Below are 23,650 nucleotides of genomic sequence, written 5' to 3'. Positions count from 1 at the left end.
GAGGGCTGGACGCACGGCCAGTGCGCCGCACTGTGATAGTTTCAGCGCATGCGTACAACCACTTGGTGGCCCGCCTTCTAGGCGGTGCGTTCGCGATCCACGAATCCAGACCGCCTCCGGGGCGGTCTTTTCGTATGCCGAGCCGGAGCCCTGCACAGGAGACACCGATGACCGATACCGCAGCCCTGCTCACCGCGCTCGCGCAGGACCCCGAGGCGTCCTTCGTGCTGATCGCCCGCGACGGTGCACAGAGCGTCGAGCTCCTCACCGGTGCCACCACGGACATCGATCTGCTCGCCGACATCCCGCTCACCGTCGACGGCGTCCCCCGCGAGGTGTTCGCGATGGTCCCGTACCGCCAGGTGCGCGAACGCGGCTTTGACGCCGCCGACGACGGAACACCGCTTCGCTGCCTGCTCGTCGACGAGCACAGGCACCTCCCCCTCTCTGACGTGCTCTCGGCGCTCCCCACCGAGTCCGTCCCCCTCCGCGACAGCGGCTTCGACATCAGTGACGACGCGTACGCCGAGATCGTGACCAGGGTGATCGCCGACGAGATCGGCCGGGGCGAGGGCGCGAACTTCGTGATCCGCCGCGACTACACGGCCGCCGTCGACGCCGATGAGCGGCTGACGGCACTGACGTGGTTCCGTGCTCTCCTCGCGCACGAGCGCGGCGCCTACTGGACGTTCGCCGTCATCACACCGAGCCACATCGCCGTCGGAGCGAGCCCCGAAGCGCACGTCGTCGCGCGCGACGGCATCGTGACGATGAACCCGATCTCCGGCACGTTCCGCCACCCCGCCGGCGGGGCGACCAAGGACACCCTCGTCGACTTCCTCTCCTCCACGAAGGAGACCGAGGAGCTCTTCATGGTCGTCGACGAAGAGCTCAAGATGATGAGCGCCGTCTGCTCCGACGGCGGCCGGATCACCGGCCCCCACCTCAAGCAGATGTCGCGCCTCACGCACACCGAGTACATGCTGCGCGGCCGCAGTCGCCTGGACCCGCGCGACATCCTGCGCGAGACCATGTTCGCCCCGACGGTGACGGGCTCCCCGATGCAGAACGCCTGCGCGGTCATCGGTCGACACGAGACCACCCCGCGCGGCTACTACTCCGGCGTCGCCGCGCTGTTCACCCCCAACGCGGACGGCGGACACGACCTCGACGCCCCCATCCTCATCCGCACCGTCTACCTCGAGGACGGGCGGCTCCGGGTGCCGGTCGGCGCGACGCTCGTGCGCCACTCCGACCCGTACGGCGAGGTCAGCGAGACCCACGGCAAGGCCGCCGGAGTGCTCGGCGCGATCGGCGCGATCGCCCGCGAGGTCATCCCCGCCGTGGATGCCGATCCCGACAAGCCGAGCGCAGACGCCGATCTCGCCGCCGATGACGAGGTCACCGCACTCCTCGCCTCCCGCAACTCGCGCCTGGCGGAGTTCTGGCTGAACCCCCAGGAGGACGGGACGACCGGTCCGTTCGCCGGGCGCACAGCCCTCGTCGTCGACGCAGAGGACCGCTTCACGACGATGCTCGCCCATCAGCTGCGACACCTCGGCCTCGACGCCCGCATCGTGCAATGGCACGAGGTGTCGGACGAGGACATCGACGCCGCCGAGCTGCTGGTCGCCGGCCCCGGCCCCGGTGACCCCCGCGAGAGCGGGAATCCGCGCATCGCCCGCATGCGCGCCGTCGTCGCGCGGCGGCTGGAGAGTGCGCGCCCGCTTCTCGCCGTGTGCCTCAGCCACCAGATCCTCGCCGACCGACTCGGAATCGGACTCGCACCTCTCACGACCCCGCACCAGGGCCTCCAGAAGGTCGTGCCGGTGTTCGGCGAGGACGCATCGATCGGGTTCTACAACACCTTCACCGCCCGTGTCGCACCGGGGCAGACGCGCATCGGCGAGGCCGAGGTGTCCGCCGACCCCACCACCGGGGACGTCTACGCGCTGCGCGGCGATGGCTTCGCGAGCGTCCAGGGACACCTCGAGTCGATCCTGTCGCGCGACGGCATCCGCACCCTCGAGCGACTGATCGCGCACGCCCTGGCAGGCTGAGCGACACGCGCTCGTCCGCGCCAGGCGGGATCAGCCCCCGAGCAGGTCCACGGGGTTCACGACGTCGGCGATCATGAGCAGCGCGCCCATTCCGATCAGGAGCACGGCGACCACGATGGTCAAGGGCACGAGCCGGGTCGCATCCACCGGCGCAGGCGCCGGGCGCCCGAGCATCTTCGCCCACATCCGACGCACGCCGTCCCACAGCGCCACCAGGATGTGCCCGCCGTCCAGCGGCAGCAGCGGGATGAGGTTGAAGACGAACAGGGCGATGTTGAGCGAACCGAGCAGGCTCAGCAGCACGACGAAGCGGTTGAGGACCGGGGCATCCGTCGCCGCCACCTCACCGGCGAGCCGTCCGACGCCGACGACGCTGAGCGGGCCGTCGGGGTCGCGGTCCGCTCCGGTGACCAGAGAACTCCCGACGTTCCACAGTTTCACCGGCAGTTGCACGATGAGCTCCGCGACGCGCACGACGTTCTCACCGGCCATCTCGGCTCCGGTACCGATCGGCTGCCGGATAAGGCCCATCTGCGCGCTCATCCCCACGTAGCCCACCTCGGCGACGACCCGCTCTCCGTCCGCATCGAGCAGCGGCTGTCCCCCGGCGTCGGTGAGCTCGCGCTCGGCGGCGATCGGCGTGATCGACAGGCGCACGTCTTCGCCATCACGCGAGACGACCATGTCGAGGGTCTCATCCGGTGCCGCCTGGATGATGGCGGTCGCCTGAGCGAAGTCCGACACCGCGGAGCCGTCGATGGAGACGAGCACATCTCCCGGCAGGACACCGGCCTTCGCCGCCGGGGAGGACGGGTCGCCCGGCTCGCACTCCGTCTGAGTGGTTCCGGCGGGGAGCACGCATTCGGTGACTCCGGCGATCGTCGTCGTGCCCTGCTGAAGCCCGATACCCGACGCGAGCACGGTGAAGATCACCACGGCGAGCAGGAGGTTCATCAGCGGTCCGCCGAGCATCACGATGATGCGCTTCCACACCGGAAGACGGAAGAAGACGCGCTCCTCGGCGCCGTCCGCGATCGTCTCATCGTTGGCGGCCCTGGCATCCTGCACGAGCGAGGCGAACAGACCGCGCACCGGCGTGCCGTCGGAGGCGGGGTACATGCCCGACATGGAGATGAATCCACCGACGGGCAGCGCCTTGAACCCGTACTCGGTCTCACCGAACCTCCGCGACCAGATACGGGGGCCGAAACCGATCATGTACTGCCCGACACGCACGCCGAAGAGCTTCGCGGGCACGAGGTGCCCGATCTCGTGCAGCCCGATCGACACACCGAGTCCGATCAGCATGAACACGATGCCGACCACGTACAGCAGGATTTCCACGGACCAACGCTACTGCGCGCGGACTAGGAATCCGCCGCGAAGGGGTCGACACCCCGGTCGGTAGACTCGGACGGTGACCTCCCGGCAGCTGCGTCTCCTGCGCGGAGCGGCCGCATCCTCGGTCGCGACGATCATCGCCGCCGTGTCGCACACCGTCGGGGGCGGCGCATCGCCGCATCCGCTGCTCATCGTCGCAGTGAGCGTGTTCCTCGCACCCCTCGCCGCAGTCATGGTCGGACGCCGTCCGAGCCTGCCGCGTCTCAGCGCCACCGTCGTGGTGTCGCAGGTGATCTTCCATGCGCTGTTCGTCGCTCTGAACGCGACCGTCACACCGACCGTGGGCTCCTCCACCCACGACCACTCCGGAGTGGTGCTGCCGGTTGACGTCGCAACGGCCGCGATCGTCACCGACGGAGGGATGACCACCGCCCACGTCGTCGCCGCCGTCCTCACGATCGCTCTGCTGCACCGCGGCGAGAGCGTCCTCGTGGCCATCGCCCGCGGTGTGCATGCCGTGCTGCGACGTGGGCTTCCGGTCGCGGCTCCGGCTTCCTGGCCCGCCCCTGCCGCCTTCGCCGGCACCGCACGCACCGCCGTGGACATCATCCGCATCGCGGACGCGTCCCGGCGCGGACCACCCGTCCTCTTCCGCGGCTGACATCGGCCGCATACGCGTCACCACATCCCGCGGAGCCGCGCCCGTCCGGCGCGCCCGCACGCAGAGACGACTCTGCACGCGCATAGGAGAAGACCATGTCCACCACCCGTTCCACCCGTCGCGGCGTCACGATCGCCGCTCTCGCCGCTGCCCTCGTCGTGGCCGCCCCTGCGGCCGCGCAGGCTCACGTCGGTGTGAGTCCCGACGTCCTCACCCCCGAGGGGTCAGCGGTGCTGACCTTCTCGTTCACACACGGCTGTGAGAACGCCCCCACCACGGCGCTGCGCATCACGATGCCGGAGGGGTTGACGTCCGTGGCGCCCACCGTCGACGCCATGTGGGACGTCGCCGTCGAGCGCGCCGACAACGGTCTCGTCTCGGCGGTGACGTACACGGCCACCTCCCCCGTTCCGCATGACCTCCGCGGGGCGGTGACCATGGCGGTGCGCCTCGGGGAGGACGCCCCGTCGACGCTCGCCTTCCCGGTCGCGCAGACGTGCACGGAGGGCGTCAATGAATGGGTCGAGATCGCCGAGGAGGGCGAGGACCCGCATGATCTCGAATCGCCCGCGCCCGTCGTGACCGTCGCGTCCGAGGCCTCGGATGGCGATCACGCCGAGCACTCGGAGGATCATTCCGATGCGGGCGGCCACGCCGCTGAGGATTCGGCGCACGCGAACGACGCCGCCCCGACGCCCGTCATCGCGACGGTGCTGGGAGCCGGAGGCCTCGCGGCAGGAGTGGCGGCCCTCATCGTCGCTCTGCGAGCGCGTCGCCGCAGCGACGGCTGACCCGCCGCCTGGCCGACCTCTGGGGCGCGCCGCGTCTCGTGACGACGCGCCCCAGAGGTCGCGCGTGAGATCATGGAGAGGCTATGTCGACTCAGCCCAGCCTCCCTCCTGTGCTCCGCCCTGACGCCCCGCCACAGCGGGCTCTCGCGGACCTCGCCGCTCGATTCGCCACCGCCACCCGCGGGACGGTCGAGGGCGTCACCCTGTCCGGAATCACCCTCGCGACCGCCGACCTCCGCGCCGGCGAGGTGTTCGTCGCCATCCGTGGGGTCAACCAGCACGGCGCGGTCTTCGCGTCGACCGCGGCGGAGAAGGGCGCTGTCGCGATCGTCACCGACGCCGACGGCGCCGAGATCGCCGAGGATGCCGGACTGCCGATCGTGATCGTCGATGACCCTCGTGGCATCCTCGGCGCCCTCAGCGCATGGGTGTACGGCACGGGGGCCGACGACGATCTGCCGCTTTTGTTCGGCACGACCGGCACCAACGGGAAGACGAGCGTCACCCATCTGCTCGAGGGCATCCTCCGTCAGATCGGGGTCGTCGCCGGCCTGTCCTCCACGGCCGAACGTCACATCGCAGGCGAGATGGTCATCTCCCGGCTCACGACGCCCGAGGCATCCGAGACCCACGCTCTTCTCGCACTGATGCGCGAGCGTGACGTCGAGGCCGTCGCCGTCGAGGTGAGCGCGCAGGCACTCTCCCGCCGCCGCGTCGACGGCATCGTGTTCGACGTCGCCGGCTTCACCAATCTCTCGCACGACCACCTCGACGACTACGCCGACATGACGGAGTACTTCGAGGCGAAGCTTCCGCTGTTCCTGCCGGATCGCTCCCGCCGTGCCGTCGTCTCGCTCGACTCGCCCTACGGCGCCGACGTCGTGTCGGCCGCCAAGGTACCCGTCGTCACGGTCGGCACTCCGGCCATCGCCGCCGACGCCGAAGCGGCGACGCGCGCCGACTGGGTCGTGACGATCGACGAGGAGACCCAGCGCGGCACGCGATTCACGATGTCGGGACCCTCGGGACGCACCCTGACCACCGTCGTGCCGGTGATCGGCCCGCACATGGCGGCGAACGCCGCACTTGCGATCGTCATGCTGCTCGAAGGCGGATACACCTGGGATCGCATCTCCCAGGCACTCGACCGGGACGGCCGCATCGAGGCATATCTGCCGGGGCGCACAGAGCTGGTCTCCGGCGAGCGAGGCCCCGCCGTGTACGTCGATTTCGGACACACGCCCGACGCCTTCGTCAAGACGCTCGCGGCGGTCCGCCGCGTGACCCCTGGTCGCACGCTCATGCTCTTCGGCGCGGACGGCGACCGGGATGCGACCAAGCGGCACGACATGGGGAGCACAGCGGTGCTCGGCAGCGACATCCTCGTCATCACCGATCATCATCCCCGCTTCGAGGATCCGACCTCGATCCGAGCGACGCTGATCGAGGGAGCGCGCAGGGCGCGTCCGGATGCCGAGATCCACGAGTTCTCCCCGCCGGAGGAGGCGATCGCCGCCGCCGTCGGCATGGTGGGTGACGGCGACGCCATTCTGTGGGCAGGTCCAGGGCATCAGGACTACCGTGACATCCGCGGGGTGCGCACGCCGTACTCGGCGAGGGAACTGGCCCGTCGTGCACTGCGCGACGCCGGCTGGCCCGTCCCCGAGCCGCACTGGCCAGTGCCCTACGACGACTGAGGCGCGCCGTCCCGCACGAGGACGGCGCCGGTGTGCCCATCGCCGAGCGAGCAGCCTCGGGCCGACTGCTCGGCGACCCTCGGGCCTACTGCTGGGCGATCAGCCGATCGGCAGTCGTCCGTGCCCAGGTCTCGGCATCCGACAGCGTCTCCACCGTGAGCTGATCGGGCGCTTCGTGGGCATCCACGACGCGCGCGATGGTGTCGACGATGCCGAGGAACGGCAGCCGTCCCTCGTGGAAGGCGTCGACGGCCTGCTCGTTGGCGGCGTTGAACACGGCAGGGAACGTGCGCCCGGCCCGCCCGACGCTCTTGGCCAACGCCACGGCGGGGAACGCCTCGTCATCGAGCGGCTCGAAGTCCCAGCTGGTCGCCTGAGTCCAGTCCAGCGGCCTGCCGACTCCGCCGATGCGGTGCGGCCAGTCGAGGGCGAGCGAGATCGGAAGCCGCATGTCGGGCGGCGATGCCTGAGCGATGGTGGAGCCGTCGATGAACTCGACCATCGAGTGCACGATCGACTGCGGATGCACGACCACCTGGATGTCGTCGTAGTCCACGTCGAACAGCAAGTGGGCCTCGATGACCTCGAGCCCCTTGTTCACGAGCGTCGCGGAGTTCGTCGTCACGACCCGTCCCATGTCCCAGGTGGGGTGGGCAAGGGCTTCAGCGGGTGTGATGTCGCCCATCTGCTCGCGCGTGCGGCCGCGGAACGGGCCACCGGATGCCGTGACGACGAGCCGTCGGATCTCATCATGGGTTCCCGAGCGCAGCGCCTGAGCGAGAGCGGAGTGCTCTGAGTCGACCGGGACGATCTGTCCCTCCGCGGCGGCGGACTTCACGAGCTCGCCGCCGACGATCAGAGATTCCTTGTTCGCGAGCGCCAGGGTACGGCCTGCCCTGAGCGCCGCGAGCGTGGAACCGAGACCGATCGAGCCGGTGATGGCGTTGAGCACGACGTCGGCCTCGACGTCGCGGACGAGCTGCTCCGATTCCTCGGCACCGAGCGCGGTGTCCTCGATCCGGAACTCTTCCGCCTGACGCGCGAGGACTTCGGCGTTGCTCCCGGCGGAGAGTCCGACGAGTTCGAACCTGCGCGGGTTGGCGCGGATCACGTCCAGCGCCTGTGTGCCGATGGAACCGGTGGAGCCGAGGACGATGATGCGACGCATGCCGCCAGCCTATGCCCCGCGCCGCTTATGCGGCGGCGGGGTGCACCGTGGCGAGGATGTCGATGACGAACACGAGGGTCTTCCCGGCGAGTTCGTGCTCGCTCGTTCCCTCCTCGCCGTATCCGAGCGCCGGCGGGATGACGACGAGGACCTGGGAGCCGACCTTCTGACCCGCCAGCGCCTCCACGAAGCCGGGGACATACGTGTTGCCGTCGATCGAGATCGGTGCGCCGTTGGCCCACGAGGAATCGAAGCTCTCACCGGTCTCCCAGTCCACTCCGTAGTACTGCAGGAGGGTCGTGTCGCCGTCCTCGACAGCGATGCCGTCGCCCTCCTTGAGGACGCTGATCTCCAGCTCCTCCGGTGCGTCGCCCTCGGGGATCTCGACGGTCGGCTCTCCGTCGTCGGCGAGCGTGACCGAAGGCATGCCGTCCACCGGCTCCTGCTCCTCGCCCCACGCCGCCGTGGGGACGACGTCGAGGACGTCGACGATGTAGTACTGGGCTGCGGCGTCCGCGCTCGTGGGGAAGACGACGGACAAGCGTGACCCGACCGTGGCGCAACCGATGAGCTGCCCCATCGGGGCCTCGGCGGTGAGCTGGACCGGCAGCAGTTCGCCCGCCTCGTATCCGGCGTCCCCGAGGCGGTCGCCGGTCTCGCCGTCGAACGCGCTGAGGGCGTAGCTGACGTAGTCGCCGTCGGCGATGGCGGCACCGTCGCCCTCGGTGAGAACGGTGCGCTGTGCGGCATCCACCTGCTCGCCGAGTTCGAATGTCGCCGTCGACGCCGTGCCGAACTCACCGTCGACATCGACGCCCTCGGCAGCCGGGCCGGATGCGACCGTGGCGGAGCAGAGGTCACCCGAAGCGGCGTCGGTCTCGCCGGTGTCGTCGCCATCCGAGCTCGAGCACCCGGCGAGCAGCAGGGCCGCGGCGGTGATGGTGGACAGGGCGATGAGCGAACGTGTGCGCACAGTGATACCTCGGATCGATCGGGGACCAACCCATCCTGCCGTATTCGCCTTTGCTCTCGCTGTACGGGAGTCCGTGGCGCGCCCATTCCGAACGGGGAATGGATCTCGGAGTAGCCTTCTCTGATGACCTCTGCGCAGTCCGGTTCCCCTGAGTCGACACCTGAGACACCCGCCGCAGAGTCTCCCGATGAGACCACCATCCCCCGCCGTGCGGGCTTCGCCTATGCGCTGGGCCGGGCTGTCATCACTCCGCTCGCCCGCCTGATCTATCGCCCGAGGGTGGAGGGTCGGGACAAGGTCCCCACCGAGGGCGCCGTGATCTTCGCGAGCAATCACCTGTCCTTCATCGACTCGATCGCCATCCCGGTCGCCGCTCCTCGCCCCGTGCACTTCCTCGCGAAGTCGTCGTACTTCGAAGGTCACGGCTTCTCCGGGAAGGTGAAGAAGTCGTTCTTCGAGTCCATCGGCGCAATCCCCGTCCGACGCGGCGCAGGGCAGGCCGCGCTGGACGCGCTGGACCAGCAGCGCCAGCTGCTCGATGAGGGCCTCGCCGTCGCCCTCTATCCCGAGGGCACGCGGTCGACGGACGGGCGGCTGTACAAGGGCCGCACCGGCGTGGCCTTCCTCGCCCTTCAGACCGGTGCACCGGTCGTGCCCGTCGGGCTCATCGGGACGGACAAGGTCATGCCCAGGGGCGCCAAGGTGCCCTCCCTGAAGGAGCGCATCACCGTGCGGTTCGGCGATCCCATCGACGTCACGGTGCACGGCCCTGCCACGAGCGGCCGTGCCCGCCGTCTCGCGACCGACCAGATCATGGCTGCGATCCACGCACTGAGCGAGCAGGAGCTCGCCGGTGTCTACAACGAACCCCCGGCTCAGACGCCGATCGAGAAGATCAAGCAGGTCCTTCCGCACGAGCGGCGGTGACGACCGCCTCGTGCCGCACGGGGAAGTTGACCGAGTTCGCGATGAAGCACATCCGGTGCGCCTCCTCGTGAGCGCGCTGCGCCGGCTCGATCATCGACGCCTCGGCCACGACGACCTCCGGACGCAGCAGCACGTCGGAGAACGCGCCTCCGCTTCGCCCGTCCTCGATCATCGTGCCGGTGGCCCTGTCGCGGTAGGACACCACCACGACGCCGGCGGTGACGCAGGCGTGCAGATACGACAGCAGGTGGCATTCGGACAGTGCCGCCAGGAGCAGATCCTCCGGGTTCCACCGCGTCGGATCGCCTCGGAACGGCTTGTCAGCGGAGGCCAGCACATCCGGCTTGCCTTCCACGGAGAGACGCACGTCCCTGGCGTAATCCCGGTAACCGCTCGTTCCCGTGCCGCGGTCGCCTTCCCAGGTGGCGGTGAGGGCGTAGTGATGCTCTCCGATTCGCATGGCGCCAGTCTGGCACGCCCCCGGTCACCGCGGTCGGGTCTGCCGGTAGGCTTGACGGGTGCTGGAGACTCTGACCGTTGCGGATGCTGTTGAACTCGCTGTGATCGAGCGGAGCGGATTCGTCGAATCCCGCCACGCCGGAGCGGCTGTCGTGATCTCACCGGACGGAGAGGTCGTGCGCACCCTCGGGAATGCGGACGCGCTGATCCTCCCCCGCTCGAGCCTGAAGCCGCTGCAGGCTGTCGCGTGCATCACGGCCGGAGCCGACCTCAGCGGCGCGCAGCTCGCACTGTCGACCGCGAGCCACGCCGGCACCGATCGACACGCCGACACCGTCCGTGACGTGCTCGCCGGAGGCGGCCTCACCGAAGACGCGCTCGCCTGTCCCCCGGCCTGGCCGAACGACACCGCTGCGCGCGATGAACTCGTCCGCGAACACGGTCAGCCGACCCGGATCCGGATGAACTGCTCCGGCAAGCATGCGGCGATGCTGCGCGCGTGCGTCGCGACGGGATGGTCGACGGACGGCTACCTCGAGCAGACGCATCCGCTGCAGATCCACATCCGCGACGTCGTCGAACGACTCACCGGCGAGAAGATCGCCCACACGTCCGTCGACGGGTGCGGCGCCCCCGTGCACGCGATCACCCTCACCGGCCTCGCGCGCGGAATCCATCGCATCGGAACGGCCTCCGAGCGTTCCCCCTTCGCCCTCCATCGCGTCGCCGGCACCCTCGTGCGGGCCGTGAAGGAGAACCCCTGGACGATCGAAGGCCCCGGCCGTCCCGACACGATCGCCATCGAGACCCTCGGCGTCTTCGCCAAGGGCGGTGCCGAGGGGATCATGGTCATGGTCGCCCCCAACGGTGCGACGGTCGCGGTGAAGATGCTCGACGGCGCATCGCGCGCGTCGACCATCGTCGCTGCGACCCTGCTGGCCCAGGCCGGCGCACTGAGCGAAGCCGATGTGGCGTCGCTCGCCTCCGCACTTCCCCTGGCCGTCCTCGGCGGGGGGAACGACGTCGGGAAGATCCGTCCCGGCGCCGGTATCTGATGCCCTGACCCTGGGCCGCACATTCCCTCAACGATGAGGGTGGAGAGGAGATCACGATGAGGATCAGTGTCCCCACCGAGATCAAGAACAACGAGTACCGTGTCGCCCTGACTCCTTCCGGAGTCCACGACCTGGTCGCCGCGGGCCATGAGGTGTTCGTGCAGTCCGGCGCCGGTGCCGGGTCATCCATGCCGGATGCCGAGTACGCGGATGCCGGCGCCACTCTGCTGGACGACCCGGCCGAGGTGTGGGCATGCGCCGAGCTGCTCCTCAAGGTCAAGGAGCCGATCGCCGAGGAGTACGCCCACTTCCGCGACGATCTCACGCTGTTCACCTATCTCCACCTGGCCGCCGACCGGCCCCTCACGGACGAACTCGTCCGCAGCGGCATCACGGCGATCGCGTACGAGACCGTGCAGCTGCCCAACGGCAGCCTGCCACTCCTCGCCCCCATGAGCGAGGTCGCCGGCCGGCTCGCCCCGCTGGTGGGTGCGAACACGCTCATGCGATCCAACGGCGGTCTCGGTCTTCTCATGTCGGGCGTCCCGGGCACGCGCCCTGCCACCGTCACCGTCATCGGCGGAGGTGTGGCCGGCGCGAACGCCGCCGTCATCGCCAGCGGCATGGGAGCCGACGTCACCGTCTTCGACACGAACATCCCCCGGCTGCGGATGCTGGACGACCACTTCGCCGGTCGGGTGAAGACCGCCGCCTCCAACCCTCTCGATCTGCGCCGAGCGGTTCTCGCGTCGGATCTCGTCATCGGATCCGTGCTCATTCCCGGCGCCCGTGCTCCGAAGCTCGTCACGAACGAGATGGTTCAGCAGATGCGTCCGGGGAGCGTCCTCGTCGACATCGCCGTCGACCAGGGTGGATGCTTCGAGGACACGCGCCCGACCACGCATGCCGAGCCCACCTTCGCCGTCCACGACACGGTGTTCTACTGCGTGGCCAACATGCCGGGCGCCGTGCCGAACACGTCGACCTCTGCGCTCACCAACGCCACGCTTCCGTACGTGCGGAAGATCGCCGCACGCGGTTGGCGCGACGCGCTCGGCGCGGACGACGCCCTGGCCGGTGGGCTCAACGTGGCGGCAGGGGCCGTGGTGAATGAGGGGGTCGCCGTCGCGCACGATCTCGACGCGCAGCCCCTGTCCGCCGTGCTCTGACGCTCGAACGGCGCACGGGTACGCCGGGTGCACGGGTACGCCGGCGCACCGGCACGCGGGTGCATCGGCACGCGGTCCGCGTCTCATCGCGGTGCGACCTGCGGCAGGAGCACCCGCCGCGGCGGAGAGCCGTCGACGATGCTCCATGCACGTCCGCGGTGGGGGTGCGCATAGGGCGGCAATTCGCGGCTTCCAGCCAGCGTCCTGAGCTCGGCTGCGCATTCGGCGAGGACGAGCATCTCGCCGGATGCGCGGATCGCCTGCCACAGCGACCAGTGCCGCTGCCAGCTGTCCGGATCGCCGACGAGCACGCGCCGGATCGATGAGGGGTGGATCACCGACGCACCGGCGACCTCCCCTGCGAGCTCGGCGATCGGCGTCACCTCAGCATCCAGGACGGCAGTGCGCAACGCCTCGACGACGCGGCGGACACCGGGCGCGACGACCCCGACGACGCCTGCGGTCGGCGCCCACGGCTGGGCGGTCGGGTCCGTGCTCGGCGAACGAGGAGTGTCGTCAGCAATCCACGCCAGCTGCACTTCATCGGCACCGATGCGTGCGCGACCGGGCGGGCGATCGCGGAGGAATCCGTCACCGTCTCCGCCGGCGGCGAGATGCTCCATCTTCGTCCCGGTGCGCAACAGTGCCCTGAGCGGCAGTGCGTCAACGATCCTGGCGATCTGTCCGTTCACCTTCGCGGTCGTGACCGCCACGGTGCAGCCTCTGTCTCCGGCGGAGCGGATCACTCTCTCCAGCCGATCGACGAACGCCGTGCCGTGCTCGGCAGGAAACGTCGCGATCAGCCGGTCGAGGTCATCGCAGAGGATGAGGGACGATGCAGGTCCGCCGTCGTCGAGCGCAGTGATGGCATCCCATGCCTGTTCGGGATCGTCTGCGATCGTCAGAGCGGACGGACACTGGGCCGCGAGGAGCCGCAGTGCGGAGGACCTGCCGGAGCCACTCCCCCCGATGATCGCGATGCCGCGGTCCGTGCCGGGCATCAACAGGACCGGTGTCTGCCGCTGGAGTGCCGGCTCATCGCGCAGCCCCAATACCGCACCGGCACCGTCGTGTCGGACTGTGGGATCGCGAAGATCCAGCATTCGCGGCAACGGCGGCAGCCACGGGCTCGTCCGCGTCGCCGCCTGGTCCGAGGACGCAGCGATGCCGCGGAGATCCGATGCACCGGTGAGCGCGATGCGGACCGCGACGGGGTGCGTGTCCTGGGGGCGGCGCACGTACGCGAGCCCCCGCGAGTGCGCTCCGCCCGGAAGCTCCGCCGCCTCGTCGGATCCGATCACCGTCCTGCTGTCCGCGGCATCGGTCACGCGCAGGCTCACCCGGAGCGGACAGTTCGCGGCCAGAGCGTCTCGGATCACACCGGCGGCGCGCTGCGTGCCGAGGATGAGATGCATGCCCAGCGCGCGACCCCGCGCGGCGATGTCGGTGAAGACGACGGCGAGATCGGGATGTTCCTGCACGAGAGCGGCGAATTCGTCGACGACGATGACCAGGCGGCCGACGCGCCCATCCGACTCCGCGACGCTGCGCACCGCCATCTCGGCGAGCAGCCCCTCGCGTCGGCGCAACTCTGCGGTCAGGCTCTCCACCCCTCGCCTGGCTCCCTCCTCGTCCAGATCGGTGATGACCGCTGCGACGTGCGGAAGGCCCTGCAGTGGGTCGAATGCCGTGCCTCCCTTGAAATCCGCCAGGACGAAGGACACTTCGTCGGGACCGTGGGCTCGCGCCATCGACGCGATCCACGTGACGAGCAGTTCGCTCTTGCCCGAACCCGTCATCCCGGTGACCACCGCATGCGGGCCGTCCTCGACGAGATCGAGAACGAGATCGGCGGCATCCGTCCGGCCGATCGCTGCGGAGAGCCCCGTCCGCTCTTCCCCGACGACGAGGTCGGAGAGGGCGACGGCATCCGGCAGCTGAGCGACGGCGCCCTCGCGCTCGACCCTCTCGGCCGCGACCACCAGTGCCTGGGGTCGTGAAAGGCATTCCACTCGTACCTCGGAGGTGACGGTGCCCATGCGCAGGCTGCCGCGCGACGGGTCGGACACATCGAGAACGGTCGTGATGCCCTCCGGCACCTCACCGCCGCCTTCCCGCAGCCTGATCTGGCAGGGAGCATCGCCCGCCTCCTCGTCGCCGATGACGACGGCGACGCGCCAGGCGCCTCGCCGCGGACGTCCGGCGTGGGGAAGTCCTGCGATGCCCAGCGTCTCCAGGCCGGCCCCGCTGAGCGCGAGTTGCACGGGCGAATGGCGAAGGCTCAACTGCACGACGAGAGCGCGTGCAGCCGCAGAGGTCACCGGCAGCGGACCCCGGATGCATACTCCTCGGCCCAGCGGGGCGACCACCGGCGCATTTTCCAACTGCCCTGCCCTCTCCCGGAACTCCCTGGCCCGCTCCCCTTCATCACCGCTGACCCGGAGCACGCTGCGACGCGCGCCGGTCCCGACGACGATCGGCGTCGACTCGTCGACGGGGTGCAGGTCTCGGAGGGGTTGATCGGCCAGGGCGGCCGCGGCATCCGGCGTCTCCCGCCACATCTCGCGACGTTCGCGCCGGTGCCGCTCCCGCAACTGCTGTTCTGCTCTCCGCCAGCCCTCGTCCGCGCGCTCCGCCGCGTGTCTGCGGGCCCGTCGCCGTGTGCGTGCGCCGTCGACGAGGGAAGCGCCCATCATGAGCGGACCGAGCGCCGCGAAGCAGAGTGAGAAGACCGACCCGGTGATCAACCACAGCACCACCCCGCCCGCCATCGGTACGAGCGCGGCGAGCACGGGCACCGGCTGACGCGGCGGCTCCTCGACGGCAGCAGGAAGGGTCAGGGATTCTGCGTCCATCCCCCCAGTGCAGGCGATGGATCGTCAGATACGCCCGTTCTCCACAGGCGGAAAGCCTATCGGTCCTCTGGATCCGATGTGGATGGGGAGTCGGCGGTGGCGTCGTCGTCGACCGTCTCGATGCGGGAGGTCTCCGCGTCCGCATCGTCGTCGTGGCCGGTGCGCTCGATCTTGACGACGATGAGCGTCACGTTGTCACGACCGCCGTTCTCCAACGCGGCGGCGAGCATGGCGTCGACGGCGACAGCCGGATCGTCGTGCTCACGGAGGAAATGCTGGATGCCGTAGTCCGTGAGCTCCTTGGTGAGCCCGTCGGAGCAGATGACGAAGCGGTCCCCATCTAGCACCTCGATGCCGAGGTAGTCGGGAGCGGCGAGCTCGCTGGCGCCGACGGCACGCGTGATGACGTTGCTGTACGGATGCCCGTCCGCCTCTTCGGGACTCAGCCGACCGGAGCTGATGAGCTCCTGCACGACGGAGTGGTCCGTGGTCACCTGCACCAGTCGTTGGTCGCGCAGCAGATACACCCGGGAGTCCCCGATGTTCATGGAGACCCAGCGCGGGACGCCGTCGACGATGTCGAAGAACACTCCCGTGAGGGTGGTGCCCGTTCCCTCGTCCGTCGTGTCAGGATGCGAGGCGATGTCCTCGATGACGTGCTGCAGGGCTGCCTCGATGGCATCCGTCGTCACCGAGCCGGAATCGACGACGTGCTTGAGCCGCGCGATCGTGCTCTGGCTGGCGATCTCTCCGCCCGCGTGTCCGCCCATTCCGTCGGCGACGACGAAAAGGGGGAACTCCGCGAGGAAGGCATCCTGATTGTTGTCGCGGCGGCGGCCGGTGTCGGTCACACCCGCCCACGTCAGCACGATCTCATCGGCGTCGGAAACGGCCACGCGATGCGTGTGCGTCGTCGTCTCGGACAAAGGGGCGGCCTCCGGGGTGGGTTCGGCGTCTTGAGCCATACCCCCTACGTTATCGGAGCCTCAGCGTGCAGATGACGAAGGACCCTCGATTCCTCGAGGGCCCTTCGTCAGAAATCATGCCGGAGGCTGATTCGGATCGTTCGGCGCTGCCGGCGGTGCCGGCGGAGCGGCAGGCGGCGGGGTCGTCGGCGGCGCGGGAGGCGCCGTCGGCGGAGCGGGCGGCGCAGTGGGTGCGGCCGGGGGCGTCGCCGGAGCCGCGGGCGGTGCCGGCGGTGTCACCGGAGCCGAAGGCGGCTGCTGTCCCGGTGCCTGCTGCGGAGCGCCGGCCGGGGGCTGATAACCGGGTGTCTGGTAGCCGGGTGCCTGGTAGCCCTGAGGGGGCTGGTACCCCTGCGGCGGAGCCTGGTACCCCTGCGGCGCGCCGTAACCGGGGGCAGCGCCGGGTGCCTGTGCTGCCGAGGGCTGGACCGGGATGCCGTCCCAGACGGTGCGGTCGCCGAAGAATGCGTTGCCCGCCCACGGCGCCGGGGCGATCTGCGGGTTCCAGCGCGACTTGTCGAATGCCATGATGCCGAGCCAGACGATCGACAGGAAGATGTAGAGGACGACCCATGCGCCCTCCTTCTGCAGCTTCTGACCGACGCGGTAGGCCGCGAGGACCATGAGCACGGCAGCGGCGATCCAGACGAGCTGTCCGATGAAGGGGATCCAGCCGAGGAGGACGGACGCACCGATGGCGTACAGCATCAGCCACGGGCTGAGGTCACCCAGCTTGAGGAAGATCATGCTGTTGTACACCGGGATCCAGGCGCGCCACTTGCCCTGCACGCCCGCCTTCTCGAAGATCTTCATCAGGAACAGCGCCGTCAGCACATATCCGGCGATCGCGAAGATGATGCTGAAGAGGATCGCGATGCCGAATACGGCCGCGGCACCGCTGTCGTAATAATAAGAGTCCATTTGCCCCTCCATGGAGTGAGCGACGCATTCCGCATCGCGTGAAACACATTATCGTTACTGGGATCGCGTGCAACAGACACGCGGGCGAGGGCTCAGGACGGGACGACCAGCTCGACTTCCCGCGTGTCGCCCCCCGCACGGAGCACGATGTCACGGGAGTGCGCCCACTGCAGAAGATCGGTCAGCGTACTGATCGGCGGACGGTCCTCTGCGAGGGCGCGCGTCAGCGTTCCCTTGGCCTTCTTGTTGAAGTGGTTCAGGGCGCGTCCCTGCTCTGTGACGACCCTGACGTACGCGGAGGGCACGGAATCCGGAAGCGGCCCCAGTCCCACGTAGGCCTCGCTGCGCAGATCCAGGATGAAAGCGGGTGCCTCGTCCTCGACCGCACTGCGCACGGCAACCGACCAGTGCCGTTTCAAGGGCGCGATACCCGGCAACGATGTCCCCGCCGCCAACCGGTAGGCGGGGATCGCGTCCAGTGCGCCGACAGGACCGAACGGCGCGGCGTGCACCCACGCGTGCGCGCCGAGCCACTCCCTGGACGCCGGGGACAGCGACGCGGCATCCAGCGCGTCGTAGAGGACGCCCGTGTACCTGTCGACCGCGGGCATCGTCGGCGAACTGCGCAACGCGCGATTGTGATCGATCTCGCCCACCTGGCGTTCGCTCAGCTTGAGGATGCGCTGTGCACGCGCGGGGTCCTCCGCCAACGCCACGAGCGCGTTGATCGCCTCGTCGCGCTGCGGCGTGAGAGCCGACAGTGACAGCGCAGCGAGATCCAGCGGCGCGCCGTCGCCACCCGGGCGTTTGGTCTCGGAGGGAGGGAGGAGGAGTTTCATGCGCGTCCCCGTACAGACTCGAACGCGCCCGCTCCGACGCCGAGGGGCGACGGGCGGACGCGTCCGTGATGATGATGAATCAGGCGATGAGCGCCGCGTTACCTGCCACGATGGTCAGCTGGCTTCCCTCCATGGAGAGGAAACCGTCCTGTGCATTGGCGAGCACCTTTGTGCCGTCCGCCTGCGTGATGCGGACCTGACCCTCCGCGAGGATCGCGAGGATCGGCTCGTGGCCGGACATGATGCCGATCTCGCCCTCGACGGTCTTGGCGACGACGAGCGTCGCCTCCCCCGTCCAGACCTCCGCGTCCGCGGAGACGAGGCTGACCTGCAGTGCCATGATCAGCCGTTCTCCTTCTGGATCTGCGCCCACTTCTCTTCGACGTCGGAGATGCCACCGACGTTGAAGAAGGCCTGCTCGGCCACGTGGTCGAAGTCGCCCTTGGCGATGGCGTCGAACGACTCGATCGTCTCCTTGAGCGGAACGGTCGAGCCCTCGACACTCGTGAACTTCTTGGCCATGTAGGTGTTCTGCGAGAGGAACTGCTGGATGCGACGTGCACGCGACACGACGATCTTGTCCTCTTCCGAGAGCTCGTCGACACCGAGGATCGCGATGATCTCCTGCAGCTCCTTGTTCTTCTGGAGGATCTGCTTGACCGTCGTCGCGACGCGGTAGTGGTCCTCGCCCAAGTAGCGGGGGTCCATGATGCGCGACGTCGAGGTCAGCGGGTCGATGGCCGGATACAGGCCCTTCGACGCGATCTCACGGCTGAGCTCGGTCGTCGCGTCGAGGTGCGCGAAGGTCGTGGCCGGTGCCGGGTCGGTGTAGTCGTCAGCGGGGACGTAGATCGCCTGCAGCGAGGTGATCGAGTGACCGCGCGTCGACGTGATGCGCTCCTGGAGCACACCCATCTCGTCGGCGAGGTTCGGCTGGTAACCCACGGCAGAGGGCATGCGGCCCAGCAGCGTCGACACCTCGGAACCCGCCTGCGTGAAGCGGAAGATGTTGTCGATGAACAGCAGCACGTCCTGCTTCTGCACATCGCGGAAGTACTCCGCCATGGTCAGAGCAGAAAGGGCGACGCGAAGACGCGTCCCCGGCGGCTCGTCCATCTGGCCGAAGACGAGGGCGGTCTTGTCGAAGACGCCCGCCTCCTCCATCTCGGCGATGAGGTCGTTGCCCTCACGGGTGCGCTCGCCGACACCGGCGAACACGGACACACCACCGTGGTCCTGGGCGACGCGCTGGATCATCTCCTGGATGAGGACGGTCTTGCCGACGCCGGCACCACCGAACAGACCGATCTTTCCACCCAGCACGTACGGGGTGAGAAGGTCGATCGATTTGATGCCCGTCTCGAACATCTGCGTCTTGGACTCGAGCTGGTCGAAGCTCGGAGCCGAGCGGTGGATGGGCCAGCGCTCGGTGATCTCGATCTGCTCGCCGGGCTCGGCGTTGAGGACCTCACCGATGACGTTGAAAACCTTGCCCTTGGTGACGTCGCCGACGGGGACCGAGATGGCCTCGCCGGTGTCGCGGACTTCCTGCCCGCGGACCATGCCGTCGGTCGGCTTCAGCGAGATGGCACGCACGAGGTCGTCGCCGAGGTGCTGCGCGACCTCGAGCGTGATCTCGGTCGACTCCTCGCCGATGACGATCGTGGTCTTCAGGGCGTTGTAGATTTCGGGGATCGAGTCGTGCGGGAACTCGATGTCGACGACCGGGCCCGTGACGCGTGCGACGCGCCCGACGACCGCGGTCCCAGCCTCAGCTGTGGCGGTGGGGGTCATATCTTCGTCTCTTTCTTGATGGTCTATTTGCTCGACGAGAGGGCGTCGGCGCCGCCGACGATCTCAGCGATCTGCTGCGTGATCTCCGCCTGACGCGCGTTGTTGCGCAGACGGGTGTAATCGGTGATGAGCTTGTCGGCGTTGTCGCTAGCGGACTTCATCGCCTTCTGCGTCGCGGCCTGCTTCGCGGCCGACGACTGCAGCAGCGCGTTGAAGACCCGGCTCTGGATGTACACCGGCAGGATCGCGTCGAGGACGGTCTCCGCATCCGGCTCGAACTCGTAGAGCGGGTAGACAGCACCGGAGGGCTCCGGGGATGCCTCGCTCTCGACGATCTCGAGCGGCAGCAGGCGCACCGTCTCAGGAGACTGCGTCATCATGCTGACGAACCGGTTGTAGACGAGGTGAAGCTCATCCACACCGCCGTCTGCGCCACCGCGGTTGAAGGCCTCGAGCAGCGTGGCCGAGATCTCCTCTGCGGTCTTGAAGTGCGGTGTGTCGGTGTCGCCGGTCCACTCGGCAGCGGCGGCGATGCCGCGGAACTGGAAGTACCCGACGGCCTTGCGGCCGACGAGGTAGTACACCGGTTCGCTGCCCTGGGAACGGATCAGCTCTCCCAGTTCCATCGCCTCGCGGAGGATCTGCGAGTTGAAGGCACCGGCGAGGCCGCGGTCCGACGAGAAGATGACGACGGCGGACCGTCGGATCGTCTCCGGTTCACGGGTGAGGGGGTGATCGACGTTCGAGTACGTCGCGACGGCGGACACAGCCTGCGTCACGGCCCGCGCGAAGGGCGACGACGCGCGCACGCGCGCCATCGCCTTCTGAATGCGCGAAGCCGCGATGAGCTCCATCGCCTTCGTGATCTTCTTGGTCGTCTGAGCAGAAGAGATCTTCTGCTTGTAGACCCGGAGTTGAGCGCCCATGGTTCAGTACCTCACGCGATTACGCGCGACGACCCTTGACGATCTTCTCCTGGTTGACGTCGTCCACATCCTGCGCGGCGTACTCCTCGTTGCCGACGGCGCCGATGGACTGGCCCTTGCCACCCTGGAACTCGAGGATGAAAGCATCGACCTGCTTGTCGAGCTCGGCGACCGTGGCGTCGTCGAGGACGTTCGTCTCACGCAGGGTGTCGAGCACCGTGGTGTTGCGACGCAGGTGATCGAGCAGCTCGCGCTCGAAGCGCAGCACGTCGGAGACCTCGATGGTGTCGAGCTTTCCGTTGGTGCCGGCCCAGATCGAGACGACCTGGTCCTCCACCGGGTACGGCGAGTACTGCGGCTGCTTGAGCAGCTCAGTCAGTCGCGCACCGCGGTCGAGCTGACGACGCGACGCGGCGTCGAGGTCGCTGGCGAACATCGCGAACGCCTCGAGCGAGCGGTACTGCGCGAGCTCGAGCTTCAAGGTTCCGGAGACCTTCTTGATCGACTTGACCTGAGCGTCACCACCGACTCGCGAGACCGAGATACCCACGTCGACCGCAGGACGCTGGTTGGCGTTGAAGAGGTCGGACTGCAGGAAGATCTGCCCGTCCGTGATCGAGATCACGTTGGTCGGGATGTACGCCGAGACGTCGTTCGCCTTGGTCTCGATGATCGGAAGACCCGTCATCGAACCGGCACCCAGCTCGTCGGACAGCTTCGCGCAACGCTCCAGCAGACGGGAGTGCAGGTAGAAGACATCACCGGGGTACGCCTCGCGCCCCGGCGGGCGACGGAGGAGGAGGGAGACGGCACGGTAGGCCTCGGCCTGCTTCGACAGGTCATCGAAGATGATGAGGACGTGCTTGCCGCCGTACATCCAGTGCTGCCCGATGGCGGAGCCGGTGTAGGGAGCGATGTACTTGAAGCCGGCGGGGTCGGATGCCGGGGCGGCGACGATGGTCGTGTACTCCATCGCACCGGCGTCCTCGAGCGCACCCTTGACGGACGCGATCGTGGAGCCCTTCTGGCCGATGGCGACGTAGATGCAGCGAACCTGCTTGTTGACGTCGCCCGACTCCCAGTTGGCCTTCTGGTTGATGATTGTGTCGATCGCGATCGCCGTCTTGCCGGTCTGGCGGTCACCGATGATCAGCTGACGCTGACCGCGGCCGACGGGGATCATGGCGTCGATGGCCTTGATACCGGTCTGCATCGGCTCGTGCACGCTCTTGCGCTGCATGACGCCGGGCGCCTGGAGCTCGAGCTCGCGACGGCCTTCCGTGGCGATCTCGCCGAGTCCGTCGATCGGGTTGCCGAGCGGGTCGACGACGCGACCGAGGTACCCGTCACCGACGGCGACCGAGAGGACCTCGCCCGTGCGGCGGACTTCCTGGCCGGCTTCGATACCGGCGAAGTCGCCGAGGACGACCGTACCGATCTCGTGCTCGTCGAGGTTCAGGGCGAGGCCCTGCGTGCCGCCCTCGAACGTGAGGAGCTCGTTGGCCATGACACCCGGCAGCCCCTCGATGTGGGCGATACCGTCTGCGGCATCCACGACGGTGCCGACTTCAGTCGCTGCCGCGCCGGTGGGCTCGTATGCAGCGGCGAAGTCCTTCAGCGCGTCACGGATGACGTCGGGGCTGATCGAAAGTTCTGCCATTGTCTTCCCTTTGTATCTGGGTGCGCGGTTTCCCGCGCGAAGTCGTATTAGCCCGCGAGCTTCTGTCGAAGATCGGCGAGCCGCGCGGAGATGCTGCCGTCGATGACGTCATCGGCGACCTGCACGCGCAGTCCTCCGACGACCGTGGGGTCGATCACTTCGTTGATCGAGACCTGACCGTCGTAGCGCGCTGCCAGTGCGTCGCCGAGGCGGGTGCGCTGAGCGGGCGACAGCGGGGATGCCGTGTGGACCGTGGCGACGATGCGTCCGCCCTGAGCCGAGACGATCTTCATCGCCCGGTTCAGCAGCTGACGCACGCGACGGCCACGCGGCTGGCGAACCAGCGACGCGACGATGAGCACCGTCGCCGCGCTGGCCGTGCCACCGATGAGCTTCTCGACGAGGGAGCCCTTCGCGTCGTCGTCGCCGAGGCGACCGCCGAGCGCGAGCTCGAGGTCGGCGTTGGCGGCGATGACACGGAGGAACGAGAACAGCTCGCCTTCGATGTCCGTCGACGGTTCGGCGATCGCTGCGGCGCGGATGGCCAGCTCTTCGATGCCGGCGACCAGGCCGTCGGCATCCGACCAGCGCTGTGCGACAGCGGCTGCGACGACGTCCCTCGTGGCCGAGGACATGCCGGCGAACACCGTCGAGACGACCTTCTCCCGCAGCTCCACCGGAGCCGAGGGGTCAGCCAGCGCGCCGCTCAGCTGCCCGGACTCGCCCACCAGACGCGCCACGGTGAACAGCTCACCGGCCGTGTCGAGGGTGACGTCCTTCGCCTGTGCGAGGGCCGCCGTCGATGCCGCGAGTGCCTGAGTGGTCGCGCTGCCCATTACTTGGCCGCCTTTTCTGCTGCCTCGAGGTCCGCGAGGAAGCGGTCGACCACAGCAGTGGCGCGAGCGTCATCCGACAGCGTCTCACCGACCACGCCACCGGCGAGGTCGATCGCGAGCGTGCCGACCTCGGACCGGAGGGCGACGAGCGTCGACTGACGCTCGGCCTCGATCTGGGTCTGGGCTGCAGCGGTGACGCGAGCGGCTTCGGCCGTGGCGGTCTCCTTGGCCTCGGCGATGATCTTCTTGCCGTCCTCACGGGCGGCCTCGCGGATCTCACCGGCCTCGGTGCGCGCCTCGGCGAGCTGACGGGTGTACTCCTCGAGAGCCGCCTCCGCCTGCTTCTGCGCCTCGTCGGCCTTGGCGATGTTGCCCTCGATGGCGGCGGACCGCTCGTCGAGCATCTTCGCCACGTTCGGGAGCGCGACCTTCCACGCCACGAGCAGGATGATGACGAAGCAGACCGCAGACCAGACGATGTCGTACGTCGCCGGCAGAAGCGGGTTGTGCTCCGCCTCCTCGGCTGCGAGCGTGACAAGAGCGTTCAGCATCC

The 23,650-nt window shown here is 68.7% G+C and carries 21 protein-coding genes; 7 read left to right on the top strand and 14 right to left on the bottom strand.

All coding sequences use genetic code 11. The features are described from left to right. The first annotated feature begins 167 nt into the window (after positions 1-167). Entirely contained in the window at positions 168-2,060 is a 1,893-nt protein-coding gene (locus HD600_RS11875; protein ID WP_184283851.1) for an anthranilate synthase family protein, read from the top strand. 30 nt (positions 2,061-2,090) lie between these two features. Here the strand turns inward: HD600_RS11875 and HD600_RS11870 are convergent, their stop codons facing one another. Then, the gene (locus tag HD600_RS11870; protein ID WP_144795471.1) at positions 2,091-3,404 is read right to left on the bottom strand and encodes a M50 family metallopeptidase; all 1,314 of its coding nucleotides are present in this window, start codon (positions 3,402-3,404) and stop codon (positions 2,091-2,093) included. A gap of 73 nt (positions 3,405-3,477) precedes the next feature. On the opposite strand from HD600_RS11870, the gene HD600_RS11865 reads away from it, so the two are divergent. The 3 genes from HD600_RS11865 to HD600_RS11855 all read left to right on the top strand — a co-directional run bounded on the left by HD600_RS11865 (position 3,478) and on the right by HD600_RS11855 (position 6,550). Then, a complete protein-coding gene (locus HD600_RS11865) occupies positions 3,478-4,062 on the top strand; it encodes a hypothetical protein (RefSeq protein ID WP_144795472.1) in 585 nt (194 codons plus the stop codon). 95 nt (positions 4,063-4,157) lie between these two features. Beyond that, positions 4,158-4,853: a YcnI family protein gene (locus tag HD600_RS11860; RefSeq protein ID WP_184283849.1), complete on the top strand. Its 696-nt coding sequence runs from the start codon at positions 4,158-4,160 to the stop codon at positions 4,851-4,853. Positions 4,854-4,936: 83 nt separating this feature from the next. After that, positions 4,937-6,550, top strand: a complete 1,614-nt coding sequence (locus tag HD600_RS11855) for a Mur ligase family protein (RefSeq protein ID WP_184283847.1) — start codon at positions 4,937-4,939, stop codon at positions 6,548-6,550. An 85-nt stretch (positions 6,551-6,635) separates the two neighbouring features. On the opposite strand, the gene dxr is transcribed toward HD600_RS11855, so the two are convergent. Together dxr and HD600_RS11845 are read right to left on the bottom strand one after the other, a co-directional pair. Continuing rightward, positions 6,636-7,718, bottom strand: coding sequence for a 1-deoxy-D-xylulose-5-phosphate reductoisomerase (dxr, locus tag HD600_RS11850; protein WP_144795474.1), 1,083 nt, complete (start codon positions 7,716-7,718; stop codon positions 6,636-6,638). Positions 7,719-7,743: 25 nt separating this feature from the next. Continuing rightward, positions 7,744-8,691 (bottom strand): FKBP-type peptidyl-prolyl cis-trans isomerase, encoded by a 948-nt coding sequence (locus HD600_RS11845; RefSeq protein WP_184283845.1) that lies wholly within the window; start codon positions 8,689-8,691, stop codon positions 7,744-7,746. A gap of 123 nt (positions 8,692-8,814) precedes the next feature. Here HD600_RS11845 and HD600_RS11840 point away from each other — a divergent pair, with 123 nt between their 5' ends. After that, entirely contained in the window at positions 8,815-9,618 is an 804-nt protein-coding gene (locus HD600_RS11840) for a lysophospholipid acyltransferase family protein (protein ID WP_144795476.1), read from the top strand. Here the strand turns inward: HD600_RS11840 and HD600_RS11835 are convergent. Next, complete coding sequence (locus HD600_RS11835) at positions 9,587-10,078, bottom strand: OsmC family protein (RefSeq protein ID WP_184283843.1); 492 nt, start codon at positions 10,076-10,078, stop codon at positions 9,587-9,589. The genes HD600_RS11840 and HD600_RS11835 overlap by 32 nt on opposite strands. Positions 10,079-10,136: 58 nt before the next feature. Here HD600_RS11835 and HD600_RS11830 point away from each other — a divergent pair, with 58 nt between their 5' ends. Continuing rightward, positions 10,137-11,132, top strand: coding sequence for an asparaginase (locus HD600_RS11830; protein ID WP_144795478.1), 996 nt, complete (start codon positions 10,137-10,139; stop codon positions 11,130-11,132). Positions 11,133-11,188: 56 nt separating this feature from the next. After that, positions 11,189-12,301, top strand: coding sequence for an alanine dehydrogenase (gene ald, locus HD600_RS11825; protein WP_184283841.1), 1,113 nt, complete (start codon positions 11,189-11,191; stop codon positions 12,299-12,301). Positions 12,302-12,384: 83 nt separating this feature from the next. Here the strand turns inward: ald and HD600_RS11820 are convergent, their stop codons facing one another. The 10 genes from HD600_RS11820 to HD600_RS11775 all read right to left on the bottom strand — a co-directional run bounded on the left by HD600_RS11820 (position 12,385) and on the right by HD600_RS11775 (position 23,648). After that, on the bottom strand, positions 12,385-15,156 hold the full coding sequence (locus HD600_RS11820; protein ID WP_184283839.1) for an FtsK/SpoIIIE domain-containing protein: 2,772 nt from the start codon (positions 15,154-15,156) through the stop codon (positions 12,385-12,387). A 56-nt stretch (positions 15,157-15,212) separates the two neighbouring features. After that, entirely contained in the window at positions 15,213-16,121 is a 909-nt protein-coding gene (locus HD600_RS11815) for a PP2C family protein-serine/threonine phosphatase (protein ID WP_184283837.1), read from the bottom strand. Between the two features lie 75 nt (positions 16,122-16,196). Beyond that, complete coding sequence (locus HD600_RS11810; protein ID WP_184283835.1) at positions 16,197-17,042, bottom strand: DUF5684 domain-containing protein; 846 nt, start codon at positions 17,040-17,042, stop codon at positions 16,197-16,199. A gap of 92 nt (positions 17,043-17,134) precedes the next feature. Continuing rightward, positions 17,135-17,881, bottom strand: coding sequence for a YaaA family protein (locus HD600_RS11805; protein ID WP_184283833.1), 747 nt, complete (start codon positions 17,879-17,881; stop codon positions 17,135-17,137). Between the two features lie 79 nt (positions 17,882-17,960). Further along, complete coding sequence (locus HD600_RS11800; RefSeq protein ID WP_144795484.1) at positions 17,961-18,221, bottom strand: F0F1 ATP synthase subunit epsilon; 261 nt, start codon at positions 18,219-18,221, stop codon at positions 17,961-17,963. Between the two features lie 2 nt (positions 18,222-18,223). Next, entirely contained in the window at positions 18,224-19,675 is a 1,452-nt protein-coding gene (atpD, locus tag HD600_RS11795) for a F0F1 ATP synthase subunit beta (protein ID WP_184283831.1), read from the bottom strand. 23 nt (positions 19,676-19,698) lie between these two features. Beyond that, positions 19,699-20,601 carry a F0F1 ATP synthase subunit gamma gene (locus HD600_RS11790; RefSeq protein WP_144795486.1) on the bottom strand — a complete coding sequence of 301 codons (903 nt, stop codon included), beginning with the start codon at positions 20,599-20,601 and terminating at the stop codon, positions 19,699-19,701. A gap of 19 nt (positions 20,602-20,620) precedes the next feature. Continuing rightward, positions 20,621-22,261 (bottom strand): F0F1 ATP synthase subunit alpha, encoded by a 1,641-nt coding sequence (gene atpA / locus HD600_RS11785; RefSeq protein WP_144795487.1) that lies wholly within the window; start codon positions 22,259-22,261, stop codon positions 20,621-20,623. 47 nt (positions 22,262-22,308) lie between these two features. Then, on the bottom strand, positions 22,309-23,097 hold the full coding sequence (locus tag HD600_RS11780) for a F0F1 ATP synthase subunit delta (RefSeq protein WP_184283829.1): 789 nt from the start codon (positions 23,095-23,097) through the stop codon (positions 22,309-22,311). Then, positions 23,097-23,648: a F0F1 ATP synthase subunit B gene (locus HD600_RS11775; protein ID WP_144795489.1), complete on the bottom strand. Its 552-nt coding sequence runs from the start codon at positions 23,646-23,648 to the stop codon at positions 23,097-23,099. The genes HD600_RS11780 and HD600_RS11775 overlap by 1 nt, the downstream gene beginning before the upstream one ends. Positions 23,649-23,650: the final 2 nt, after the last annotated feature.

Source organism: Microbacterium ginsengiterrae (assembly GCF_014205075.1).
GTDB classification, from domain to species: Bacteria; Actinomycetota; Actinomycetes; order Actinomycetales; family Microbacteriaceae; genus Microbacterium; species Microbacterium ginsengiterrae.
This window is presented reverse-complemented; position numbering and strand designations above follow the sequence as displayed.

Bases quoted from the DNA above. Each gene is read 5' to 3' on its own strand.
- atpA (WP_144795487.1), bottom strand. From the start codon at position 22,261: ATGGCAGAACTTTCGATCAGCCCCGACGTCATCCGTGACGCGCTGAAG.
- HD600_RS11800 (WP_144795484.1), bottom strand. From the start codon at position 18,221: ATGGCACTGCAGGTCAGCCTCGTCTCCGCGGACGCGGAGGTCTGGACG.
- HD600_RS11855 (WP_184283847.1), top strand. From the start codon at position 4,937: ATGTCGACTCAGCCCAGCCTCCCTCCTGTGCTCCGCCCTGACGCCCCG.
- HD600_RS11860 (WP_184283849.1), top strand. From the start codon at position 4,158: ATGTCCACCACCCGTTCCACCCGTCGCGGCGTCACGATCGCCGCTCTC.
- HD600_RS11875 (WP_184283851.1), top strand. From the start codon at position 168: ATGACCGATACCGCAGCCCTGCTCACCGCGCTCGCGCAGGACCCCGAG.
- HD600_RS11820 (WP_184283839.1), bottom strand. From the start codon at position 15,156: ATGGACGCAGAATCCCTGACCCTTCCTGCTGCCGTCGAGGAGCCGCCG.
- HD600_RS11780 (WP_184283829.1), bottom strand. From the start codon at position 23,097: ATGGGCAGCGCGACCACTCAGGCACTCGCGGCATCGACGGCGGCCCTC.
- HD600_RS11810 (WP_184283835.1), bottom strand. From the start codon at position 17,042: ATGGACTCTTATTATTACGACAGCGGTGCCGCGGCCGTATTCGGCATC.
- dxr (WP_144795474.1), bottom strand. From the start codon at position 7,718: ATGCGTCGCATCATCGTCCTCGGCTCCACCGGTTCCATCGGCACACAG.
- HD600_RS11805 (WP_184283833.1), bottom strand. From the start codon at position 17,881: ATGAAACTCCTCCTCCCTCCCTCCGAGACCAAACGCCCGGGTGGCGAC.
- HD600_RS11775 (WP_144795489.1), bottom strand. From the start codon at position 23,648: ATGCTGAACGCTCTTGTCACGCTCGCAGCCGAGGAGGCGGAGCACAAC.
- HD600_RS11790 (WP_144795486.1), bottom strand. From the start codon at position 20,601: ATGGGCGCTCAACTCCGGGTCTACAAGCAGAAGATCTCTTCTGCTCAG.
- HD600_RS11835 (WP_184283843.1), bottom strand. From the start codon at position 10,078: ATGCGAATCGGAGAGCATCACTACGCCCTCACCGCCACCTGGGAAGGC.
- HD600_RS11840 (WP_144795476.1), top strand. From the start codon at position 8,815: ATGACCTCTGCGCAGTCCGGTTCCCCTGAGTCGACACCTGAGACACCC.
- atpD (WP_184283831.1), bottom strand. From the start codon at position 19,675: ATGACCCCCACCGCCACAGCTGAGGCTGGGACCGCGGTCGTCGGGCGC.
- HD600_RS11815 (WP_184283837.1), bottom strand. From the start codon at position 16,121: ATGGCTCAAGACGCCGAACCCACCCCGGAGGCCGCCCCTTTGTCCGAG.
- ald (WP_184283841.1), top strand. From the start codon at position 11,189: ATGAGGATCAGTGTCCCCACCGAGATCAAGAACAACGAGTACCGTGTC.